This is a genomic window from Halomonas citrativorans (genome assembly GCF_014898005.1).
Lineage (GTDB): Bacteria > Pseudomonadota > Gammaproteobacteria > Pseudomonadales > Halomonadaceae > Vreelandella > Vreelandella citrativorans.
Genome location: NZ_JABUYX010000018.1, coordinates 42,946 through 64,842, shown reverse-complemented (window position 1 = coordinate 64,842; position 21,897 = coordinate 42,946). Strand labels below are relative to the sequence as shown.

18 protein-coding genes and 1 pseudogene are annotated in these 21,897 nt (G+C 51.9%); 5 read left to right on the top strand and 14 right to left on the bottom strand.

Translation table 11 applies throughout. From position 1 onward, the window contains the following. Positions 1-60: 60 nt before the first annotated feature. From INT20_RS14105 to INT20_RS14085, 5 genes are all read right to left on the bottom strand, one after another. Positions 61-576, bottom strand: a complete 516-nt coding sequence (locus INT20_RS14105) for a hypothetical protein (protein ID WP_019282989.1) — start codon at positions 574-576, stop codon at positions 61-63. A gap of 133 nt (positions 577-709) precedes the next feature. Further along, positions 710-1,225 carry a hypothetical protein gene (locus INT20_RS14100; protein WP_019282989.1) on the bottom strand — a complete coding sequence of 172 codons (516 nt, stop codon included), beginning with the start codon at positions 1,223-1,225 and terminating at the stop codon, positions 710-712. Then, positions 1,218-2,042, bottom strand: a complete 825-nt coding sequence (locus INT20_RS14095; RefSeq protein WP_016239116.1) for an ABC transporter ATP-binding protein — start codon at positions 2,040-2,042, stop codon at positions 1,218-1,220. Before INT20_RS14095 ends, INT20_RS14100 begins: the two co-directional genes overlap by 8 nt. A gap of 2 nt (positions 2,043-2,044) precedes the next feature. After that, positions 2,045-3,064 carry a FecCD family ABC transporter permease gene (locus tag INT20_RS14090; protein WP_226912187.1) on the bottom strand — a complete coding sequence of 340 codons (1,020 nt, stop codon included), beginning with the start codon at positions 3,062-3,064 and terminating at the stop codon, positions 2,045-2,047. Between the two features lie 35 nt (positions 3,065-3,099). Continuing rightward, a complete protein-coding gene (locus INT20_RS14085; RefSeq protein ID WP_192524247.1) occupies positions 3,100-4,194 on the bottom strand; it encodes an ABC transporter substrate-binding protein in 1,095 nt (364 codons plus the stop codon). Positions 4,195-4,217: 23 nt separating this feature from the next. Here INT20_RS14085 and INT20_RS14080 point away from each other — a divergent pair, with 23 nt between their 5' ends. Next, complete coding sequence (locus INT20_RS14080) at positions 4,218-5,186, top strand: LysR family transcriptional regulator (RefSeq protein WP_226912184.1); 969 nt, start codon at positions 4,218-4,220, stop codon at positions 5,184-5,186. Between the two features lie 133 nt (positions 5,187-5,319). Here the strand turns inward: INT20_RS14080 and INT20_RS14075 are convergent, their stop codons facing one another. The 6 genes and pseudogenes from INT20_RS14075 to INT20_RS14050 form a co-directional block, all read right to left on the bottom strand. Beyond that, positions 5,320-7,104, bottom strand: a complete 1,785-nt coding sequence (locus tag INT20_RS14075) for a hypothetical protein (protein WP_096277126.1) — start codon at positions 7,102-7,104, stop codon at positions 5,320-5,322. 87 nt (positions 7,105-7,191) lie between these two features. Further along, positions 7,192-8,040 (bottom strand): annotated as a pseudogene (locus INT20_RS14070) (YifB family Mg chelatase-like AAA ATPase); the annotation flags it as partial. A gap of 137 nt (positions 8,041-8,177) precedes the next feature. Then, a complete protein-coding gene (locus INT20_RS14065) occupies positions 8,178-9,059 on the bottom strand; it encodes an ABC transporter substrate-binding protein (protein WP_193057140.1) in 882 nt (293 codons plus the stop codon). A 141-nt stretch (positions 9,060-9,200) separates the two neighbouring features. Further along, positions 9,201-11,318: a TonB-dependent siderophore receptor gene (locus INT20_RS14060; RefSeq protein ID WP_407647904.1), complete on the bottom strand. Its 2,118-nt coding sequence runs from the start codon at positions 11,316-11,318 to the stop codon at positions 9,201-9,203. A 114-nt stretch (positions 11,319-11,432) separates the two neighbouring features. Continuing rightward, positions 11,433-12,353 (bottom strand): helix-turn-helix transcriptional regulator, encoded by a 921-nt coding sequence (locus INT20_RS14055; RefSeq protein WP_192527781.1) that lies wholly within the window; start codon positions 12,351-12,353, stop codon positions 11,433-11,435. 199 nt (positions 12,354-12,552) lie between these two features. Beyond that, positions 12,553-12,933 (bottom strand): accessory factor UbiK family protein, encoded by a 381-nt coding sequence (locus tag INT20_RS14050; RefSeq protein ID WP_172116896.1) that lies wholly within the window; start codon positions 12,931-12,933, stop codon positions 12,553-12,555. A gap of 352 nt (positions 12,934-13,285) precedes the next feature. On the opposite strand from INT20_RS14050, the gene INT20_RS14045 reads away from it, so the two are divergent. From INT20_RS14045 to glnK, 3 genes are all read left to right on the top strand, one after another. Continuing rightward, positions 13,286-13,624, top strand: coding sequence for a P-II family nitrogen regulator (locus tag INT20_RS14045; RefSeq protein WP_172116897.1), 339 nt, complete (start codon positions 13,286-13,288; stop codon positions 13,622-13,624). 46 nt (positions 13,625-13,670) lie between these two features. Then, entirely contained in the window at positions 13,671-14,918 is a 1,248-nt protein-coding gene (locus tag INT20_RS14040; protein ID WP_193057139.1) for an ammonium transporter, read from the top strand. 163 nt (positions 14,919-15,081) lie between these two features. Further along, complete coding sequence (gene glnK / locus INT20_RS14035; RefSeq protein ID WP_027337179.1) at positions 15,082-15,420, top strand: P-II family nitrogen regulator; 339 nt, start codon at positions 15,082-15,084, stop codon at positions 15,418-15,420. 141 nt (positions 15,421-15,561) lie between these two features. Here glnK and INT20_RS14030 read toward each other — a convergent pair whose 3' ends face one another. Next, positions 15,562-16,338: a ferredoxin--NADP reductase gene (locus INT20_RS14030; RefSeq protein ID WP_087110558.1), complete on the bottom strand. Its 777-nt coding sequence runs from the start codon at positions 16,336-16,338 to the stop codon at positions 15,562-15,564. 166 nt (positions 16,339-16,504) lie between these two features. Here INT20_RS14030 and INT20_RS14025 point away from each other — a divergent pair, with 166 nt between their 5' ends. Beyond that, entirely contained in the window at positions 16,505-17,431 is a 927-nt protein-coding gene (locus INT20_RS14025) for a LysR family transcriptional regulator (protein ID WP_087110560.1), read from the top strand. 4 nt (positions 17,432-17,435) lie between these two features. On the opposite strand, the gene INT20_RS14020 is transcribed toward INT20_RS14025, so the two are convergent. Both INT20_RS14020 and INT20_RS14015 read right to left on the bottom strand, forming a co-directional pair. Beyond that, a complete protein-coding gene (locus INT20_RS14020; protein ID WP_193057138.1) occupies positions 17,436-19,292 on the bottom strand; it encodes a methyl-accepting chemotaxis protein in 1,857 nt (618 codons plus the stop codon). A gap of 96 nt (positions 19,293-19,388) precedes the next feature. Further along, positions 19,389-21,500, bottom strand: a complete 2,112-nt coding sequence (locus INT20_RS14015; RefSeq protein ID WP_193057137.1) for a methyl-accepting chemotaxis protein — start codon at positions 21,498-21,500, stop codon at positions 19,389-19,391. Positions 21,501-21,897: the final 397 nt, after the last annotated feature.

Below are 21,897 nucleotides of genomic sequence, written 5' to 3'. Positions count from 1 at the left end.
GTTAGCTCGGGCAAGTAGCCCGAGCCAAGTTTGACGTTCTTGACTCATGGCTATGACTTATTACGATAATACGGTAGCGTTGTAAATATCTTCTGCGGGCTGGACTAACAAGCGTTCTCCCATTTCGAGCTTCATTTCAGCCAAAATGATCTCTTCTTCTGGTGAGCGGTCTTTCTTGCGTGCTAACTGAATGAACTCGGGGCGTACGTGTCCGGGACGGATGGTGATTTCAACAGCGGTGCCACGGTACTCGAAACGGAAGTAATAACGACCACCGGGGGACTCTTCTTCTTCGAGCCCTACTGAGTTATCAACAATGTAGCGACCCTCAGTAAGACCGCGGGTAACAAACTCAATCGCATCTCTACCCCCTGGGCCTCCAAAGGCTGTGACACAGCGAATTTCACGTCGTTCAGGCAAACGACCATTATCTAGCAAGGGCCAGGCTCGCTGCATAACTTTTAGCCCGTGGGCTACACCACCCGGATAACCGGCACCGTGGTATTTTAATAACTCATCAAAGTGGACTGTAAATTCATGTCCATTTTCCAGATAGGAGATTGTATCGTTACTCATTGTATTTACCTTTGTTTAGAGGATAAGAAATGGGCATATCTTGATCCGGTTCACGTATTCCAAAAACCGGGCAGTTAGCTCGGGCAAGTAGCCCGAGCCAAGTTTGACGTTCTTGACTCATGGCTATGACTTATTACGATAATACGGTAGCGTTGTAAATATCTTCTGCGGGCTGGACTAACAAGCGTTCTCCCATTTCGAGCTTCATTTCAGCCAAAATGATCTCTTCTTCTGGTGAGCGGTCTTTCTTGCGTGCTAACTGAATGAACTCGGGGCGTACGTGTCCGGGACGGATGGTGATTTCAACAGCGGTGCCACGGTACTCGAAACGGAAGTAATAACGACCACCGGGGGACTCTTCTTCTTCGAGCCCTACTGAGTTATCAACAATGTAGCGACCCTCAGTAAGACCGCGGGTAACAAACTCAATCGCATCTCTACCCCCTGGGCCTCCAAAGGCTGTGACACAGCGAATTTCACGTCGTTCAGGCAAACGACCATTATCTAGCAAGGGCCAGGCTCGCTGCATAACTTTTAGCCCGTGGGCTACACCACCCGGATAACCGGCACCGTGGTATTTTAATAACTCATCAAAGTGGACTGTAAATTCATGTCCATTTTCCAGATAGGAGATTGTATCGTTACTCATTGTATTTACCTTTGTTTAGAGGATAAGAAATGGGCATATCTTGATCCGGTTCACGTATTCCAAAAACCGGGCAGATTGTGCTTTGAAAATGTTCTCCCGTTTGCACCATTAGACGGCGTAGTCTGACGTTGTATAAACGGGATAACTCAGACTCGGTTAACAGCTCATCAGCTGGACCAAATTTAATCTGATCGTTGGTGTGCATCAGCAGTACTTTGTCTGCGAGATGCAGAGCGTGTTGCGGATGGTGAGTGGTAAAAACGACCGAATGGCTACGTACTCGGCGTAACTCGAATAAGACGTTAAGCAATAAGTCCTGATTAGCTAAATCTAAAGCTGAAGCCGGCTCATCAAGTATGAGTACCTCAGCACCAGTAGCTAAAGCACGAGCAAGCAACACTAATTGGCGCTCGCCGCCGGATAGAGAGCCATATAAACGATAAGCAAAATGCCCTCCGCCTACTTTTTCCAATGCTTCAAGAGCTAGCTTACGATCCCGCTGTGAAGGAAGGCTGAACATGGGAAGCAAGGCGGCTCGTGCCATGAGTACCACATCGAGGCAACAATGGTTTTCACTACCGTATTGGTATTGAGGTACATAGCCGATGAGGTGGGGTACCTGCCGTTGTCCTTGATCTAAACGTTGTGAGCCTAATAGAGCTTTTAGCAACGTAGTCTTACCGCGTCCGTTTGGGCCCAAAATGGCCAACGTTTCGCCCTTTTGTACGTTAAAACTTAAATCCTGAAAAATCACACGTTCACTAAAACGTACGCACGCTCCAGTTAAACTGAGATGAGAGGTAAAGACGGTTTGCATGATTAAGCCCTTTCACGTCGACGAGTGCATAGTAAGTACACAAAGACGGGGGCGCCAACTAGAGCTGTGAGTACGCCTAAAGGAATCTCTGCAGCAGTTAAACTACGAGCCAACGTATCAGTCAAAATCATGAAAGTGGCACCCAGCATAAGACTCGTGAAATAGAGCCGGCGGTGATCTTCGCCTACTAACATACGAGCAAAGTGTGGGATTACGAGTCCTACCCACCCCACTACGCCCGATGCGGTTACGCAGGCGCCGATAATGATAGAAATCAACGCGAAGACGATCATCCGGGAGCGTGCAACATGGATGCCAAACGACTTAGCTTCGTCGTCACCCATAGCGAGTACAGCAATGCGATAGCGCATTCTATTCAGTAGGTAAATGCTGGCAATGAGTATAGGAGCAGTTTGTGCAAATTTTTCCCAACTCGCCGTTGCAAAGCTTCCCATCAGCCAAAAGACGATGGCAGGTAAACTCGTTTCTGGATCCGCGGCATATTGAACTAACGAAATACCTGCTGCAAATAAAGCATCAATAACAATTCCAGCAAGCACAATAGTCATCAAAGTACGACCCGCCATATTTGAAATCAGCACTACTAAAAACAGAGCAGCAAATGCTGATACAAACGTAGCCCCCATCAGTAGCGGCCCCCCTACTCCAGCCAAAATTGCCAGTGATCCTCCTAATGCTGAACCTGAGGATAAACCTAGCACTTTAGGTGAAACGAGAGGGTTACGAAATAAGGTTTGTAAGGCTACCCCGCAGATGGCAAGCCCAGCCCCACATACTCCTGCCAATAATATGCGCGGCAAGCGTACATTCAAGATCACCAACGCATCCATATGCTGTGAGTTATCACCTCGTAAGGCTGCATATAGGATGGCTACAATCTCATCTAGCGCTACGCTGTATCGACCTACTGATAGCCCGATTAGCACAGTCGCTATAAGCAGTAGGGACAAAAGAAGCCAATGACTAGCACGCCAAGCGCTCAGGGTAACTGGCTCAACCATTTCTGAGGACGAGTGAATCGATCGCTTATATGTGTTCATTGCTTACGAAACACTTGATAACCGTGACTGTCGCCGTTCATAGCAATACGCAGAATTCGATCTATCTGCTCTTCCGATAGGTCAAAGTTATAAAGTAATTTGAAGCCTTCTTTTAATTCGTGACGTAGGTCAAAAGAGAAAATATCGGGATGAGTAAGATTGGCCAGCCACATCCATGTGTAGGGGCTTTCATGGGAAGCACTATCCCAGATATATCCACCTTGAGGTGTCTTATAAACGCGTTTTTGTACGGCGGCATTTAAGCGAGAAAGTAATGGGTCGTCGTATATCGCTTCTAATCCAGCATCCGTCTCTGCTGCGGAAAGTAAGATAATATCTGGGTTCCATTCAAGAATCTGTTCCACGCTAACAGTGCTTCGTACGCCAACTCCTTGAGCTACATTTTTAGCGCCAACCAGCTCGATGAAGGTCTGTTGATAACTTTTCTCACCAGTAGCAGTCAACTTGGGATTGGCAGAGCGCAAATGCAAAATGCTTGGTGTTGCATGAGAGCCTACTTGTTTTAAACCAGTAGTAATTTCACTTTGTACACGGTCACGCCAATCAATAAGCTTTGACAGTTTTTCAGTATTACCCGTGATATCAGCCACCATTTTCATATTGGCTCGGGCCAGCTCTTCTGTACCCGCATTGCCACCGCCTACCATTAGAGCAACGGGCAAACCTGCATTGCGAAGTGGAGCTACGATATCATCGCCGCGCTCACCCCACTGGATGACTAAATCCGGTTTAAGTGCTGCGATGGCCTCTACGTTGGGCATCCAACCACCGTTTTCCGACACAATGTCACTGGAGATATCAACAGCTTCAGGAAACATAACGCTCATCATACCGCTCTCAAAGGCTCGTTTAGAGCCCTCATTCATACCCACTAACAGCTCGGTAGAACCATCTATTGCGATGAAGGTAGCTGCAGCTGGTTTGGGCAGAGTAATGATACGTCCAGGAGGGGCTTCTAACTTAATTTCCTGTCCGGTTACATCAGTAAAGTTAAATTCTTGCGCTGACAAGTTACCTGATAACAAAGTTGTCGCTACTAGCACGGCAAAGCAACGGGGTATTGAGGTCATAACCTCTCCAATTAAGAATGAGATTGACTATCATTTTGATTAAAAATATTATAGCCAGTGTTTCATCAATTGGAATCGAAATGTTTATGACGGTGCGTGAAGTAATTTCGAACAAGCTAGCAGCAGTGTCTGTGCGTGACTTGCTTTTAGTTGAGGCCGTCGCAATGAAACGTAGTTTTCGTTATGCGGCCATAGACATGGGTATTTCGACCTCGGGCTTGTCTTATCAAGTAAAAAAAGTAGAGGAAATTCTCGGACAGCCCATTTTTGAAAGGGGGAGTAAAATAACACCCACTGCCTTTGGAAAGGAAGTTTTAGACTTAATCGCCGTAATTTTAGAAGGCGTGACTCGGCTTGAGGGGTTACGTGATGATGGCTTAGCTCTTCCCTTTGGGCAAACCTTACGTATTGGAGTGATTTCCTCACTGGCACCGGATAACTTGTTACGGATTATCCAGATTTGTGCTCACCGTTCAGGTAAAACTAAAGTCGAGTTGGTTAGTGGCAAGCATCAAGGTCTGTTACGGCGTTTACAGAACCGTGAAATTGATTTGCTAATTAGTGCAGCACAGTCGGTTCCTGAGGGGATGGCATATACAAGCTTATTCAAGGAACACTTTGTCTTACTAGTGCGAGCCGATAAACTTCAGCCTGAACTCCATCCTCTTATGCTCTGTGAGCCTGGATTACTACCACTTAGCGAGGATGATTTTGTTCCATCGCTAATTACTGAAGGCTTAAGTAAATTATTAAGCTCCGGCTTGACTCGTACATATGGCCTTGGTGTTGAGCATCGAATGGCTTTAGTTGCCGCAGGTTATGGTCATGCATTATTGCCGTATGGCTGGGTAAGAGATGTACATTTACCGGATCATTTAGCAGTGATGGAGCTTCCTCCCGCTTTATCGGCAGAGCGTGAATTAGGTTGCTTTTGGCGTCACTCATACATGATGGGGAGTCAAATTTCTCAGGCTTTTAGTGAAGCATGGTAAGAGGGCAATGCTGTTTAGCATGAATTGCGGCTTTCGGAAGGGCTGCTAAAGTAGCCTCTTACAAAAACCGCCCTCTGGATGACGTCTTTCGGTACGTTTCACCTAGCTTATATATTTTAAATTACTTTAGTCTTTATTCGCCTGTGAGCGTTCTTAAAGCTTTGGTGAAGCTTACATGGTTAAGTGGCTTTATAGATGAACTGCTATCTTGCTTTTTATTATATGCGTGTACCCATGTTTTCATATCTAAAACACCCGAAGAAGCTCGAATTTTACTTTCAGCTCCTTTTAAATTTCCACGGAAAAATGCTATGTGGTTTATAACTTTTTTGATAGTCGCTTGATGGTTTTCTTCTGTTATCTCAAGCAGTAACGCACAGTACCCACCCTCATTTTCTCTACATTCAATTTCAAGAAGAAATACTCTACTTCCGCTGTAGTCAAAATGATAAACTAAAACGCTTCTATGTTTTGAAAGTGTTAACGTGGTCCATTTGTCCCTTCTGTGTTTTTTTTGATACTCGTCTATAACTCTTTTGGGTAATGGCCAAGTCAGAATGTTATCTCTAAACAGACCGCCTTCTTGTGGCTGATAGCAGAAAAGATTACTTATTATTTTTTTATTGCGAAGCAGATTCAACATTTTCTTTAACTGCAAAAACCTATAAGGCATGTTTGTTTGGCCGACCTGTTCCGCAGAAACCTCCTTTGTTTCTGTATTTCCATGCGTCGGTAATCCAGAAGTGCCATACTTGAAAAATTGATTTTCAATAGGCGTTACTTTTCCTGTAAGGTATTTATAACTAACCTCTTTTTCAATTTTTTTTAATTCTGGTTTGTTTTTCCAAGCAACCCCTAAAGAGCTGATTTCATCAAGCCCAGAATTCGCTGCAGGATCTTCTTTAGAAGAAATCGCTAAATCATCATTTGGGCTGCTGTTGTTCTGACTGCCATTTGGCCAAGGCTTATCTTTATCTGAATCTATAGTGTCTTTGCCTGTCTCGCCACTATTGTCGCGACCATGGTGGATTGTCAAGTTACTAAAAGGCCACGTTGCTGAGATTATCTCCAAGCAAAGATATTTGTTAGGTTCTGATTGTATTTGAACTGCACGTACAGAAAATTTAAAATTGTTAACTAGAAAAGGAATGCCTGCATATATATAAGACTCACCAGTAGCCCTTAAGGCATTAGCATAAATAGCATTAGCTGCTTGAATGCCATGTTCAGAAATAGTGAGATTCGCTGCATTATCAGCAAACTTATCCTTAATTCTCTTTCTTAAAATTACCAACCATTCGTCATCGGAAATTGTTCCAGTTTTTTGTATATTAACAATTCTTTCCCTAGTTGTTGCCCATGGCCCCGTTGTTAATGCTAGTGCGAACTCAGAAGAGGGTGCCATGAGGGCCCTAAAAACTTCGTGGCAAGGGATTATATAGGTACTTTGTGCTTGCTGAATTACAACGCAGTAGCTGTTAGAAAAGTCTTTTCCAAGATTGTATTCTGACTGCCCTATCCAACGGTATGGGAATTCATCTTTCCACCAACTTGGCCTTTCAGGCATGATATCGTTTGCTTTAACAATTCTAGAACTGTTATCTGTTAAATCTGCATTAATATTAATAGTTTGAGCATTAGCGCGACCAATTAGGCGCCCATTTTTGTATATGGTACCTAAAACAAGCTCTGGAACTATTCCCGTATGTGCGCGTACCAGGATCTCTTCACTCAGGCTGGCAGGCTTGCAGATTTCTTGTTTGTTTGGGTTCGAGCTTACTGGACAAAGCTTGACGCCAACAGAGGGGGTTGATGTTCGTCCCTCATGCGATTGGTACCCATCTACCCACCGTATCATCCAGTGGCGACCATCGTGAGGAAATTCTTCAAAATTAGTGATTAGATTTCGACTAGCCATGCAAATATTAGCACCTATTTTTTTCTTAAGTGCAGTATGCCAGTCGTGCAGTTTTTTGTTTAGTCGTTTTTATTAATGTAATTCACAGCCGCCGCCCACCAGCGCGGCGGCACTGGCACTGTGGTGCGGTTGCCGAAACGGGCGCTTTCCCCAGTCGGCATCCAGCGACAGCCCACACACCGAGCGCACGGCGGCGACCGCCAGGGCATCTTCTTCAGAAAGCGGGGGTAGAATGCCCGGCAAGCGGCTAGCCAGCATGGTTTTACCCGTGCCGGGCGGGCCTGCGAACAGTAAATTGTGGCCTCCCGCAGCGGCGATTTCCAGCGCGCGACGCGCCTGTTGCTGGCCGCGTACATCGGCTAAATCGGCCATTGGCGTGGTGGTTTTTACTGAGGCGGGCAGGCGGTGGGGCGAGATTTTCTCCTGCCCGAGTAGGTGAGCAACGACCTGCCAAAGCGTATCCGCTGGCAGTACCGGCAAGTCACCGGCCAGCGCGGCCTCATCGGCGCAGGCGCGAGGGATGATCAGAGCGTTCCCGGCCCGGCGCGCTGCCAGGGCAAAAGGAAGCATACCGGGTACGGCGCGTAGCTTGCCGTCCAGTGCCAGTTCGCCCGCACACTCCATACCTTCTAGCGCGTCTACTGGAATCTGGCCGGAGGCCGCAAGAATGCCGAGTGCGATGGGCAAATCGAACCGGCCGCCCTCCTTGGGAAGGTCCGCAGGCGCCAGGTTCAGCGTAATCCGCCGGGTGTTGGGGAAATCAAACCCGGCATTAACCAATGCGCTGCGCACCCGCTCGCGGCTCTCTTTTACCGCCGTTTCGGGTAACCCTACCAGCGTAAGCCCCGGCAAGCCGTTGGCAAGATGTACTTCTACATGGACGGCTGGCGCATCCAGGCCCACGCCCGCACGCGTGGCCACAATCGCTAAGGTCATTGTGCTTCCTCGCTAGTTGCCTAATTTTACTTGGCGCTAGCGGTTAACTTAACGCAACTAAGAAAACTTTGATAGCAGGCAGGGCTTTCAGCGTTACGATCCTGGCGAGAATATCGCGCGAAGGGCGTGCATTATTTCTAACGGGGGGATGGCTGGTGGCGTGAAAAGTCGTCCAGGCCGGCAGTCAACACGCGAGCAAAGCGCTGGGCCGAGGGCAGTGCGCCAAAGCTCCACACCGGTGGCAGGCGCAAAAGGTTGCCGCTTTGCACAATGGGTATCTGTTGCCACAGGCCGCTTTCTGCCAGCGCTTCTTCTACGCCGGTGGGCAACGGGTCAATAATTACCAGCGTCGCCTCTGAATAGTGGGCAAGCACTTCGATACCCGTTAAGGTGAAACCCCAGGCGTTGGTGGGTTGGTCCCAGGCATTGTCCAGGCCAAGCTGCTCAAGCACCGCATTGTAAAGGCTGTTATCCCCGAAGATCCGCACATGGCGTGCATCCATAAACTGCACCATCAATAGCGGTGCGGTGTCAGGTTGCGCTTCACGTAGTGATGCCATTAGCGTCTGTGTGTCGGCAATTAATTGTTCTGCCTGGGGCTGTCGCTCGGTGAGCTCACCCAGTTGGCGCGTTAATGCCTGGATTTCCTGCCAGGTATCGGCACCGGGGGAGTAAAGCGGAATGGAGGTTACCGGTGCGATGCGCTCCAAACGAGGCGTGAGTGCAGCAAACATCGGCGAGATCAATATCTGCTCGGGAGCCAGCTGGGCCAACAATTCAAAATTGGGCTGGGTGCGCAGCCCAAGGTCGGTCACACCTTCTGGAAGTCGCGGCTCGCCGACCCAGTCGTAGTAGTCCTTCTGTTGGGCCACGCCGCTGATCGGCGCGTCGATAGCCACCAACGTCTCGGCAATGGTCCAATCCACCGTGGCAAACTGGGCATGGGCGCTGGTAAACGCTAGCAGGCTGGTGAGCAGAAGCGCGGCTCGGGCGAAAGAAAGCGTCACGGTACGGCGCATGAGGAAGAGCCATTTTGAAAGAAGAGCTGTATTTAAACGATAATCTTTCTTGCTTGCAACGCCGTGCAAGCTTGTCGTTAGCTAAACCCCGACGACGTGTGGTTAAACAGGGTGACGGGGCTCAGCGGCTCTCTTAAGTGTTTAGAAACGGTAGTGAACGCTTGCTGTAATCCCGCGCTCAGCGCCAAAGTAGCAGTAATCTAGTGAGTTGCATGACGCTACGTAGGATTTATCCAGTACGTTGTTGACGTTAAGGCGGGTTTCGACGCCGTTAACGCCCACATGGCTGAGGTCGTAGCCGATGGTGGCATCGACCAGCGTGTAGTCGGGTACGGTTTCGGTGTTTGCGCGGTCTGCGGCGATATCCGCGTAATGCCTCACACCAACACCTACATCCACGCCGTTTAGCCAGCCGCTGTTTGCTTCATAATGTCCCCATGCCTGTAGCTGGTGCCGGGGCGAGTAAATCGCGTTGTTGCCCTGGTTGCCGTCGTCACTTTTAGCGTAGGTAATATCGGTAAAGCTATAGCCTGCTTGAAGCGAGAGCGTTTCGGTCAGTTGGGTCTGGGCCTCCAATTCAAGTCCTTGGGATTCAATTTCGCCCACGGCGCGGTAAGGGTCAGAGGGCTGCTCTTTGGTGGCTACGTTTTCCTGACTGATATGGAAAATGGCCGCGCTGTACTGGTTGGCGCTACCGCTGGGTTGATACTTCACCCCGGTTTCCCACTGCTCGCCTTCCATGGGCGAGAGCAAATCGCCGCTTTCATCCACAAAGCTTGTGGGAGTAAACGCGGTGGAGTAACTCAAGTAAGGCGCTACGCCGTTATCGAATAGATACACCACGCCCGCACGGCCGCTAAGTTGAGTATCGTTTAGCGAGCTTGAATCGTCGGTATCCTTGTTCGTGTTATCAATGCTCACCCAGTCATAGCGTCCGCCCAGCGTGAAGCGCCAGTTGTTGAGTGCAATTTGGTCCTGTAGATAAACACCGGTCTGTTCAATGTTATGTTGTTCCCGAGTAGGAGCATAAAATGCGACGGGATCACTGCCATAAACGGGCTCAAAGGCGTTAATGGGCTGGAAGGCACCGGAAGGCCATGACACGTTGTTTTCGCGCTGCTGATAGTCCACGCCAAAGAGCAGTGTATGCGCCATAGCACCGTTATCAAATCGAGCTTCAAGCTGATTATCGATGGTCCATGCTTCAAGGGACTCGTCGCTGCCGGAGTAATAGCGGGTTAATTCGTTGGAAGCGGGCGATGTCCAGCCAAAGCCATATACCTGATTAAGTACTACGTCCGAATTCAGGTAACGCAGCATCTGACGGCCAGTGACCCGGTCATTAAAGCGGTGCTCAAGCGAGTAGCCGAACATACGCTGGGTGCGCTCGTAGGCGTCGTAATCTTCTTCGCCGTCAAAGAAATTATTGCTGATTTTACGCCCGTTGCGGGGTATTACGGCACCTTCATAAGGTACGCCGGAGTGATAACCGCCTTTCGGTTCATCCTGCAGGTAGGCTTCAACCGTCAGGCTGGTGTCGTCGGTCATGTCCCATGTCAGGCGTGGGGCAATGGCAAAGCGCTGCTCTTCGGCGGGCCCGAACTGGGTGTCCGCACCGCTGGCGATACCCGTTAAGCGAAATGCTATGCGCTGCTGCTCGTCAATCGGCCCGGTTAGGTCGAACGCGGCGCTACGCTGGTTATTGTTGCCCACTTGCAAGCGCAGCTCGCCGCCTTGCTCAAACTCAGGACGCTTGCTGTTCAGCGCTACCATGCCGCCCGGAGAGGCGCGGCCATAGAGCACGGAGGCAGGCCCGCGAACGACTTCGATGCTTTCCAAAAACCAAGGGTCGATACGCATCGAACTGTGGGAGTTAGCATCGCCCATCACTTTCAGGCCATCCAGAAACGTGTTGCTTAAGCTGCCATCGGAAAAACCGCGCAACACTAAATAGTCGAAGCGGTTTGAAGCGCCCACCTGATTGGAGTAAACGCCTGGCGTGTAGTCGGTTGCGCGCTGGACGGTCGTTACGCCACGCTCTTCCATCTGCTGCTGAGTAATGGTTGACACACTTTGCGGGGTCTCGATAAAGGGCGTTTCGACTTTGGTAGCCGCCTGCTGAGCAGTGACGGTGACCGTCGTTAACTGCTGGGCATCATCCGGTGATGGTTGGGCATAGGCAACAGTTACCGAGCCCCCTGCCAAGGCAATGGATAATGCAAGTTGACGATAGTAAAAGCGGTGTGGGCACATAAACATGACAATAAGTCTCTACTGTTTGTAATAATGAGAATTATTGCTTTTTAAGGGCCTGTTGAGCTATGCCATATGCTAAATCAGCTATGCGTAACGCCAGCGTTGGTGGCGCGCATCTTATGCTCTGGCCTTGCCGATTACTTCTGTGGGCGCGATACCGAAGAGGCGCTTAAAGGCTGTCGTAAAATTGGTGGCATGACGGTAGCCGCAAGTATGTGCTGTCTGTTGAACGCTATAGCCTTTTTCCAGATAGCTATAGGCTTGTTGAAGCCGACACTGGCGTAGATGATCAAAAATTGAGCAACCGTAAAGTGCGCTAAATTTCTGCCGCAAGCTGCTGGGGCTCATCGCTGCGCGACGAGCCAGGTCGCTTAGGCAGTAATCGGTCATTGGGTTATTACTTAGCTCTGTATGCAATTGAGCAAGCTGTTCACGTTCACGGGCCTTCATGCCTCGTGCCGATTGAGGCTCCCTGGCAGGCGGCGTGGGTAAGCCGTGCCCAAGAAGCTGTAGGGCAAGCCCTTGCCAAACTAATGAATGCCGCCAGTGATCCAGTGGCGTCTCGCAGGTCGCGCTTAGTTGAGCAAAAAGTGTGGAAGGTGGCGCCCAGGCATGCAGCTGTGGTGCTTGCGCGCTAGGCAACGCGTTAGGAATCGTGGCCAGTACCGCAATATTGAGAGTACGCAGCTGTGGCTGCGCCGGCTGTTCAACAATCAGCGGTGCCTGGGGGGTAAAGTGAACGCAGAACCCCTGCCCCGCGCCGATGGTTAGCCGCTTCTGGCCTTGGGTAATGTCAATCCAGCCCTCTATAACAACGCTTAGAAACCAGGGTATCGTCTGTGTGGAACGTGAGGCGTAGCGTTGGCGTACTTCAAGGTCGGAGAGGGTGAGATGCAGCGCAGAAGAAAGCGGCAAATCACTCACGCTGCCTTGGGCAATCGGGTCGTCAATTCCCTTACCGGCATACAGGTAATCAATACCGAACGTTTGGCCCAGTTGGCTAAGTGTCGATGGCGTTAACGACGTAAAGGTTGGCATCAATAGGGGCCCTGCGGCTTGGTAATCCAGTGATCAACCCAGCGAGAAAACGCCGCCCAAAAGAGCGACGCTTGAAAAGAGGAGCGGTTCGTGGGTTATCCAGAGAACGCGTAAATCATCGTGATCCTACCATCAGTAGATTAAAACGCAATGATAGGTGTTCTCATTTTGGTGGCGGCAGGCGTTACCAGCACTGTGCTTACGTATCGCTTTTCTTATCGTCGTTCAGTGTGCTGCTGGCAGCCGGTTTTGGGGCAGCGGGCGCATCCGTATCGGCGTTGGGCTGAGCGCTTTCAGTGGCCTTAGTGGCGACTGGTAGGTGCTTCTCAGGCTGACTCGCTTCCATCGTAGCTTCCAACTGCGCTACTTGCCTCTCCAGGGCTTCTACCCGCGAACGCGTGCGCTGTAGAACGTCCATCAGGATATCGAAGTCTTCCCGCGATACGAGCTCCAGCCGATCAAAGGCACCACGAACCACCTGTTGAACGCCTTTCTGAATATCTTCCGGCGCTTGTGACGCATTTTGTAAGCGGTCGCCAATCTGTTGTGCCAAACGGCTAATACGATCCTGGGGCGTCATGGTTCTCTCCTTAAATAATGATGCTTTAAAAGTGGGCACTATTTTAAGGATACGCAACCCGCCGCCAGTACGCATGTATTGCGTATGGCATTGGTGCATTTATTCGTTTATCTCGTTGCCCAGTCATGGTGCGCCAACCGTTCGCGTCGGTTCTTTTTTGGTGCAATCGGTTGCGCCCTACGCCTTTCGCGATCTTAGGGTGTGCGTAAAAGCGCCTTATGTTTTGTTAAGTCACTAAAAATTAATAAGAAATTAGCTAATGGCACGGTATGCGCATTAGTAGAGCATCGCCATTTTCAGCGGCAATGCCGCTAGCTATCTAGCAGGACTTATCCAGCAGGAGAGATATGGGATGAAACTCATCACCGCCATCATTAAGCCATTCAAACTTGACGATGTCCGCGAAGCACTGGCCGACAACGGCGTGCAGGGCATTACCGTGACAGAGGTAAAAGGTTTTGGGCGTCAGAAAGGGCATACCGAGCTCTACCGGGGTGCTGAGTACGTGGTCGATTTTCTGCCCAAGGTAAAAGTAGAAGTAGCGGTTGACGATGCGCGCCTGGAAAGCGTGATGGATGCCATTTGTAATGCCGCTAACAGTGGAAAAATCGGCGATGGCAAAGTATTCGTCACGCCGCTCGACGATGTTATCCGAATTCGTACCGGTGAACGCGGCGTTGATGCCGTTTAAACAGGGGCTTACCGGGCTACTTCGTAGTTCAACGGGGAACTAACAAATGAACGAACTGGCTGATCTGAGCTACGCGCTCGACACGTTTTACTTCTTGATGTGCGGTGTATTGGTCATGTGGATGGCCGCAGGCTTCTCCATGCTTGAAGCAGGCATGGTGCGCGCTAAAAACACCGCTGAAATTCTGACGAAAAACATCGCGCTGTTTGCGATTGCCTGCACCATGTATCTGCTGGTGGGGTATCACCTCATGTACTCCAGCGGCGAAGGCGGCTTCTTGCCAAGCCTGGGCTTTCTGCTGGGTACTGAGAACAGCGTCGATTCAGTGCTGGCGGGTGGCGAAGATGCGCCGTACTACTCCATGCGCGCTGATTACTTCTTCCAGGTTGTCTTTGTGGCTACTGCCATGTCGATTGTTTCCGGAGCGGTCGCTGAGCGCATGAAACTATGGGCCTTTTTGGCCTTCGCTGTGGTCATGACCGCCTTTATCTATCCGGTTTCTGGCTACTGGACCTGGGGTGGCGGATGGCTGAGCAGCGTGGGTTACTCGGATTATGCCGGTTCGGGTATTGTTCACATGGCAGGCGCTGCCGCTGCTCTGGCAGGCGTGCTGATTCTGGGGCCGCGTAAAGGCAAGTACGGTAAAGATGGCGCTATCCATGCCATTCCCGGTGCCAACATGCCGTTGGCAACGCTGGGGACGTTCATTTTGTGGATGGGTTGGTTCGGTTTCAACGGTGGCTCTGAGCTAAAAGTCTCGGATATCGAGTCGGCCAACAATGTCGCCCAGGTGTTTGCCAATACCAATGCGGCGGCCGCTGGTGGTGTGATTGCCGCGCTGGTCCTGGCCAAACTGTGGTTCCGTAAAGCGGACCTGACCATGGCGCTTAACGGCGCGCTGGCAGGCCTGGTGGCGATTACCGCTGACCCGCTCTCGCCAACGGCATTAGGTGCCACCATTATCGGTGCGGTGGGCGGTGCCATTGTGGTCGTAGCGATTGTATCGCTTGATAAGCTCAAGCTGGATGATCCGGTCGGTGCAATTTCCGTTCACGGCGTGGCGGGTATTTGGGGGGTATTGGCGGTGCCTATCACCAATGATGGCGCGTCCTTTAGTGCTCAAATGATGGGTATTGCCGGTATCTTCGGTTGGGTATTCCTGACAAGCCTGGTGGTCTGGTTGGTGCTGAAAGCCATCATGGGCATCCGGGTGAGCGAAGAAGAAGAGTATGAAGGCGTGGATATCGCGGAATGTGGTCTTGAAGCCTACCCTGAGTTTAGCGTTAAGAAATAAGCATAATACTAAGCAAGTGAGCTGGCGTGCTCCTTATGGCCTTCCTTTCGAGGAAGGCCTTTTTATTCTCCGCCTGTAGCGGTGTATGCTTAGCACCAGAGGTGGCTGGCTTTCGCCGCACCCAATAGACAAGACAATGGCCACCAAGCTAGAGGATGTCGCAATGAAATTGATCTCAGCCATTATCAAGCCGTTTAAGCTTGATGACGTACGCGAATCGCTCTCCGATATCGGCGTGCAGGGCATTACTGTCACAGAAGTAAAAGGGTTTGGTCGTCAAAAGGGCCACACGGAGCTTTATCGTGGAGCTGAGTACGTGGTGGATTTCCTGCCCAAAGTGAAGCTGGAAGTCGCTGTCGATGACGATATGGTTGAGCAGGTAATTGATGCGATTACCCAAGTCGCCAACACGGGTAAAATCGGCGATGGTAAAATCTTTGTGATGCCGCTTGAGCAGGTCATTCGTATTCGTACCGGCGAAACGGGTAAAGACGCGGTTTAAGCGGGTGAAGGGTGAGTCGTGAGGGATAAGTAGTAAGTCATGAATCAAAGCCCTGCGGAGTATCTCCGCAGGGCTTTTTATCAGCGAGTGACGTATGAGAGGGCAGTGATCAGGTTCGACTATTCACACCTCGCCAATCCATCACTTCTCAACAAACGCACGCTCAATCACGTAGTCACCAGGCTCACCCATGCGCGGTGAGATATTCAACCCCAGCTCATCCAGCAGCGCGCTGGTGTCATCCAGCATTGCGGGGCTGCCACAAATCATGGCGCGGTCCTGGCGCGGGTCGATCGGCGGAAGGCCGGTATCCTCGAAGATTTTACCGCTGCGGATATGGTCGGTTAAGCGACCCATGGTATGGAACTCTTCACGGGTTACCGTGGGGTAATAGACCAGCTTATTGGTGATATCTTCGCCCAGATACTCGTGGGCAGGCAGCTCTTTGGTAATAAAATCAGCGTAGGCCAGCTCAGACACTTCACGCACGCCGTGTACCAGCACGACTTTCTCATAGCGCTCATAGACTTCCGGGTCCTGAATCAGGCTCATAAACGGTGCAAGGCCCGTTCCGGTCGAGAGCATATACAGGTTGCGACCCGGCAGCAGGTCGTCGCACACCAGCGTACCGGTCGGCTTACGGCTGACCATGATTTGATCGCCTACTTTCAGATGCTGTAAGCGTGAGGTCAGCGGGCCATCGGGCACCTTGATGCTGAAAAACTCAAGGTGATCTTCATAGTTCGGGCTGGCGATGGAGTAAGCACGCATTAGCGGTTTGCCGTTCACTTCCAGACCGATCATGACAAACTGGCCGGTTTTAAAGCGCAGGCTGCGCTCACGTGTAGTGCGGAAGCTAAACAGGGTATCGTTCCAGTGGTGAACGCTGAGAACTTCTTCCAGAGCAAACTTACTCATACCAATGTCTCCCTATAGCGATGCTGGCAGGAAATCACAGCATCTATATTCTTTAAAAGAATAAAAAATCATGAAATATGTTGTCATCAATTCTAAGTAAAGGTGGTATATCTGTTAAGCGAATTATATTGATAACACTTATCTTTAAAATCGATATAGGCCCTGTATGCACTATACCCTCCGGCAATTGGAAGTCTTTGTCGCGGTCGCTCAGCACGAGAGCGTCTCGCAAGCGGCGCGTGCGCTGGCCATGTCTCAATCGGCCACCAGCACGGCGCTTGCCGAGCTTGAGCGCCAGTTCGACTGCCAACTGCTTGACCGCATGGGAAAGCGGTTAAAATTAAATGCGCTGGGCTTTCAACTGCTGCCCAAGGCGGTAGCACTGCTTGATCGCGGCGAGGAGATCGAAGAGCTTCTTCGTGGCCAGCAGGGCGTTGGGGCGCTGGACGTGGGGGCCACACTAACCATTGGCAACTACCTGGCAACGCTTCTGATCAGTGATTTTATGCAGCGTTACCCCGGCAGCCGGGTGCGCCTTTCGGTGCGTAATACGCGCCATATTATTGAGGGCGTGCGCCAGCACTCGCTGGATCTGGGCCTGATTGAAGGCCAGTGCGATGACGAAATGATCATCAGCCAGCCTTGGGTTGAGGATGAGCTGTGTGTTTTCTGCTCGCCGCGCCACCCACTGGCGGGAAAAGAGCACCTCGAACTTGAACAGCTGCTGCGCGAAGACTGGATCATGCGTGAAGAGGGGTCAGGCACCCGCATGACACTAGAGCACGCCGCACGCCACCGGCGCAGCCGGTTTAATACGTTGCTGGAGCTGGAGCATACGGAAGGGATTAAGCGGGCGGTAGAGTCGGGGCTTGGCATCGGTTGTGTCTCGCGGCTAGCGCTACGCGATGCCTTCCGGCGAGGAAGCCTGGTACCGCTTCCCACGCCGGAGCTGGATCTAAAGCGTCAGTTCACCTTTATCTGGCACCGCCATAAATACCTCACCACGGGCGTGCGTGAGTTCCTGCGCCTGTGTCGTGAAATGACCGCAGGCGCTAAACGCAGTGACGATATTGAGCTGCCGCCGGTGCCTTAAGTGCTCAATGCTCGGTCACCGCGTTGGGCGAGTGCAATGCCAGGGGCGCTGATGCGTGCTGCGATAATTTAAAGCTGCCAATGGTGGTGGCTAAATGATCGGCCTGCTCTTTTAACTGCTCGGCGGCGGTGGTGGACTCCTCCACCATAGCGGCGTTCTCTTGGGTCATGCGGTCCAGTTCGGCAACCGCGATGTTGACCTGGTTGATACCGTCGCTTTGCTCGCTGGTGGCCGCTCGTATCTCTTCCAGTACGTCCGAGACGCGCGTGATGTGGGCCACAATATCCTTCATGGTGGTCCCCGCATTACGAACAAGCGTAGTGCCGTTATTGACTTTGCTTTGTGAATCTTCAATCAGTTTTTGAATATCGTTGGCCGCTTCGCTGCTGCGCCTGGCAAGCTTGCGTACTTCCTCGGCGACCACTGCAAAACCTCGTCCATGTTCGCCTGCTCGGGCGGCCTCCACAGAGGCATTCAGCGCCAGCAGGTTGGTCTGGAAGGAAATGCTGTTCATCAACGTAACGATATCACCGATTTTATCGGACGCTTGGGTAATATCTTCCATGGTGGTGACTACATTCGCGACCACTTGGCCGCCTTCATTAGCGACTTCAGAGGCGGTTTGCGAGAGCTTGTTGGCTTCTTGAGCCGAGGCAGCGGTGTGCTGTACGGTACTGGTGATCTCTTCAATAGACGCCGACGTTTGCTGCAGGCTGGCCGCGGTGTTGTCGGTGCGGCGGGATAGGTCCTGACCACCCATGGCGATTTCATTCGCTGCATGATGCACCGATACGCTGCTGGTGCGTACATCGATCAACACAGCCTCCATTTTGCCGACAAAACGGTTGAAGGCACCACTTATCTGGGCGACTTCATCACGCCCATGTTCTGGCAGTCGGCGGGTCAGGTCTCCTTCGCCGCTGGCAATATCGTCCAGTGCATCCCGTGCCCGCTCAAGGCCAGAAAAGGTGCGTTTGAGCCACAGGCTTAGCAGCAGCGTCGTCACGGCGATGATGACCAGCAGGGTGATCAGCGAAGAGCTTAGAATGGCGCGCAGGCCAGAGGTCGCTTCATACTCATCAAGCGCGACACCTAGCTCCCAATCGGTACCGGCGATTGATGTTGCAGACAAGCGTTTGGTCTGGCTGCTAACGTCAATAGGCTCCCAGATGCCCCGGGTAGCGCTCAGCCGTTGAAGGGTACTAGGCGTTAAGGCATTGCTGATTTGGCTTAGCGGTTCAAGCGTTAGCGCTGCATCAGGGTGCGCAATCACCGTCTCGCCACCGCTACTTAGAAAAGCGAAGCTTGAGGGGGTGGGTTGAATAGCGTTGACCTGGCTAACCAGATTATCAATCACCACATCACCGCCGATGACACCGTAAAGACGGCCGTCGCGTTTGACCGGTGTTGCGAACGTAACGACCAATTGATTGCTGTTGGCATCCACGTAGGGTAGCGAAACGATAGTGTCATCCTGGGTCACCGCCGTCTGGTACCAGTCGCGCTCGCGTGGGTCGTAATCATCACCGGGTATCCAACCATCGGACGAGAGAAGGCTGCCATCAGGCTGGCCAAAAAACGCCGCCAGAAACCCGCCAGATTCCGCTAGCTGCACCAGCGGCGCGCGCGGGTCGTTATCCATCACCGGCGTGCGCGCTGCCTCCAGCATGGCTACACGGGCGGTCACCCACTCCTCAATGGCCAGCGCGTTACCCTGTGCGATGGATTCGAGCTGTTGGGCGACCTGCTCATCGTTATGAGCTTGTAGGGTCGAATAGTTGACAAAAGCGTTGATGGTTAAGGCCAGAGTGATCACAACCAACGTAATCACCAGAATGCGCAAGCGCAGGGACGACAGCATGAGTAGAGCCTCATTAATAAGGAAGACAAGGGAGAAGGCTTCGTGCATCCATCCAATACGGCGGCGATATAGCAACCTATCGCCGCCTTTGATGGGTTAGTCGGACGAAGAGGGTGGAGACGGCAACTGATGGCGAGAAGAAGTGTTGCTGGCTTCAAGCGTAAAGCCACCGACGAGTGCCGAGAGCCGTTCAGACTGCTCCTTGAGCTGCTCGGCAGCCGTGGTGGACTCTTCTACCAGCGCCGCGTTTTGCTGGGTCATCTGGTCCAGGTCGGTCACCGCGATGCTGACCTGGCTGATACCGTCGCTCTGTTCGCTTGCTGCGGTGCTTATCTCGGCCAGCATTTGGGTGACGCGTGTGACGCTTTCCGCCAACTCATGCATGGCCGTTTCAGCGCCCTTGACCAGCTGGGTGCCGCTTTCCACCTTGCCCGTTGAGGCATGAATGCGCTGGCGGATATCAGCGGCAGCGTCGCTACTGCGAGACGCCAGTTTGCGAACTTCATCGGCCACCACCGCAAACCCACGGCCATGTTCCCCTGCACGTGCTGCTTCTACCGATGCGTTCAAGGCCAGCAGGTTGGTCTGGAAGGCGATGCCGTCAATCACGGTCACAATTTCCTGAATTTCAGCCGACGTCGTGCGAATGTCATCCATGGTGACCACCACCTGCTCAAACGCCGAGTTGGTCCGCGAGGCCAGTTGTGAGGCCGTTTGAGAAAGCCCACTGGCTTCCTGGGACGCACTGGAAGTATGGCCGACGGTGCTGCTGATCTGCTCCATGGCCGAGGACGTTTGTTGCAAGCTGGCCGCGGCCTGGTCGGTGCGCCGTGAAAGGTCCTGGCCGCCCTGGGTAATCTCACTGGCCGCATGGTGAACGGATTCACTGCTGGCGCGTACATCCACCAGTACATCGTGAATCTTGACCGCAAAGGCGTTGAACTGAATGGCAAGTTCGGCGCTTTCATTGCGCCCACGCACTGGTAGGCGTTGGGTTAAGTCGCCATCGCCCGAGGCGATGTCACGCATGCGCTCGGCGAGGTTTCGCAGCGGGCGAGAAATACTGCTGCCCAACACCCAACTGGCCAGCAAGCCCAGAAGCGCGATGACAAGGCCCATCAACACCATGCCCCACATGGAGGCTCGGCTTTGATCGCCAAGCTGGTCTTGCAGGCCATGAAGGCCCGCCATAACGGCACTTTCAGGTAGTCGAACCATCAACACCCACGGTTGGCCACTTTCGTCGATAGTGAAAGGCCAGTAAAGTTCGGTCATACCCTTCTCGGTACTCATATTGCGCACACTTTCACCCTGCTGGGCTTGAGCAATACTGGCCTGAAGCTGAGGGTCGAGAACATCTTCTACTCGCTTGCCCAGTAAGTCGGGTGCACTGGTATGAGCAGCAAGCGCGCCTCGCGCGGCGACTAACGCCATTTCACCCGCACCGTCGTAAAGCGTTTCGTTGGCCTCTTCAAGTAGCCCCTGGATGAATTCAACTGAAAGGTCGACGCCCGCACTGCCGCGAAACTCACCATCTACAATAATGGGGGCGTTAAACGAGGTAACCAGCAACATGTCGCCGTTGTAATCGTACAAATGCGGGTCGACAATGCAGCTACGCAGGGTCTCTTTCGTACACAGGTAGTACTCACCGCGCCGAATGCCGTCTGCACCAAGCTCATGGTTCTCCATATCGCTACCCAGCGCTAATACTTCGATGCTGCCGCTATCCGTGCGATACCACCACGGCGTAAAGCGGCCATCCGGACCGTAACCCTGGTCCTCTCGCCCTGTATAAAAAGCATCGTTACCGAAAGCATTGGGTTCCCAGCCAATGAAGGCATCTAGAAGAGAGGGATTGTTGACGACCGTTTGACGCACCAGCATGGAGAGCTCTTGACGGCTCATGGTCATCAATGGGCGACCATTCTCGCCTGGCAGGCCCAGCATGGCGTTGGTATGCGCCAAACTAGTGGCCAGTGTCAGGGCATGCTGAAGCTGGCCCTTGATCTCTTCGGCTTGCGCGGAGGCGATAGCGGAGAGGCGTGCATCGATATTGCGCTCGAGCAGTTCCCTAGTCTGGCTTTCCACGAGTGCTTCGGAGCGTGTATTCGCCATCAGGGAGTAGATCACTAATGCGGCTACGACCAGCAGAATACAGCCGCTGACCAGCGTGGCAATTAACGTGCGAATGGATTTAAAGTTCATTTTTTATGTTTCTCAATGGTTAGTATCGTATTGATAAATCAGGTGAAAAATAGTCGCTGCTCGCGCCGGGACGTTTCATCTGATTTTCAACTGCGCCTTTGAACGACGATTTTCAGGGGGGGGCGTTTTCAAAGATGGTTTTCAAGAGCGCGGCGGTACTCATCATTTTTTCTGCCGAAGGTGTTGGCTGCTTTGCTTTAAATGGAGGGCTCGTCTGTTGGCTGGTGCTTGTCATGATCATCGTTGCGGCATAAGCGCTTGATAGTAAGAAACAGCAGCGCAAAAGCCACCTTAACTCGCCGCTATCATTATAGCCATGCGGTATGACACGTTGATGATCCTGTTATTTAATTTATCGGCGTGCGCGCTCTCTTCTTTAAGCGGGGACGCTTGAAAT

Bases quoted from the DNA above. Each gene is read 5' to 3' on its own strand.
- INT20_RS14105 (WP_019282989.1), bottom strand. From the start codon at position 576: ATGAGTAACGATACAATCTCCTATCTGGAAAATGGACATGAATTTACA.
- INT20_RS14100 (WP_019282989.1), bottom strand. From the start codon at position 1,225: ATGAGTAACGATACAATCTCCTATCTGGAAAATGGACATGAATTTACA.
- INT20_RS14095 (WP_016239116.1), bottom strand. From the start codon at position 2,042: ATGCAAACCGTCTTTACCTCTCATCTCAGTTTAACTGGAGCGTGCGTA.
- INT20_RS14090 (WP_226912187.1), bottom strand. From the start codon at position 3,064: ATGGTTGAGCCAGTTACCCTGAGCGCTTGGCGTGCTAGTCATTGGCTT.
- INT20_RS14085 (WP_192524247.1), bottom strand. From the start codon at position 4,194: ATGACCTCAATACCCCGTTGCTTTGCCGTGCTAGTAGCGACAACTTTG.
- INT20_RS14075 (WP_096277126.1), bottom strand. From the start codon at position 7,104: ATGGCTAGTCGAAATCTAATCACTAATTTTGAAGAATTTCCTCACGAT.
- INT20_RS14065 (WP_193057140.1), bottom strand. From the start codon at position 9,059: ATGCGCCGTACCGTGACGCTTTCTTTCGCCCGAGCCGCGCTTCTGCTC.
- INT20_RS14060 (WP_407647904.1), bottom strand. From the start codon at position 11,318: ATGTTTATGTGCCCACACCGCTTTTACTATCGTCAACTTGCATTATCC.
- INT20_RS14055 (WP_192527781.1), bottom strand. From the start codon at position 12,353: ATGCCAACCTTTACGTCGTTAACGCCATCGACACTTAGCCAACTGGGC.
- INT20_RS14050 (WP_172116896.1), bottom strand. From the start codon at position 12,933: ATGACGCCCCAGGATCGTATTAGCCGTTTGGCACAACAGATTGGCGAC.
- INT20_RS14045 (WP_172116897.1), top strand. From the start codon at position 13,286: ATGAAACTCATCACCGCCATCATTAAGCCATTCAAACTTGACGATGTC.
- INT20_RS14040 (WP_193057139.1), top strand. From the start codon at position 13,671: ATGAACGAACTGGCTGATCTGAGCTACGCGCTCGACACGTTTTACTTC.
- glnK (WP_027337179.1), top strand. From the start codon at position 15,082: ATGAAATTGATCTCAGCCATTATCAAGCCGTTTAAGCTTGATGACGTA.
- INT20_RS14030 (WP_087110558.1), bottom strand. From the start codon at position 16,338: ATGAGTAAGTTTGCTCTGGAAGAAGTTCTCAGCGTTCACCACTGGAAC.
- INT20_RS14025 (WP_087110560.1), top strand. From the start codon at position 16,505: ATGCACTATACCCTCCGGCAATTGGAAGTCTTTGTCGCGGTCGCTCAG.
- INT20_RS14020 (WP_193057138.1), bottom strand. From the start codon at position 19,292: ATGCTGTCGTCCCTGCGCTTGCGCATTCTGGTGATTACGTTGGTTGTG.
- INT20_RS14015 (WP_193057137.1), bottom strand. From the start codon at position 21,500: ATGAACTTTAAATCCATTCGCACGTTAATTGCCACGCTGGTCAGCGGC.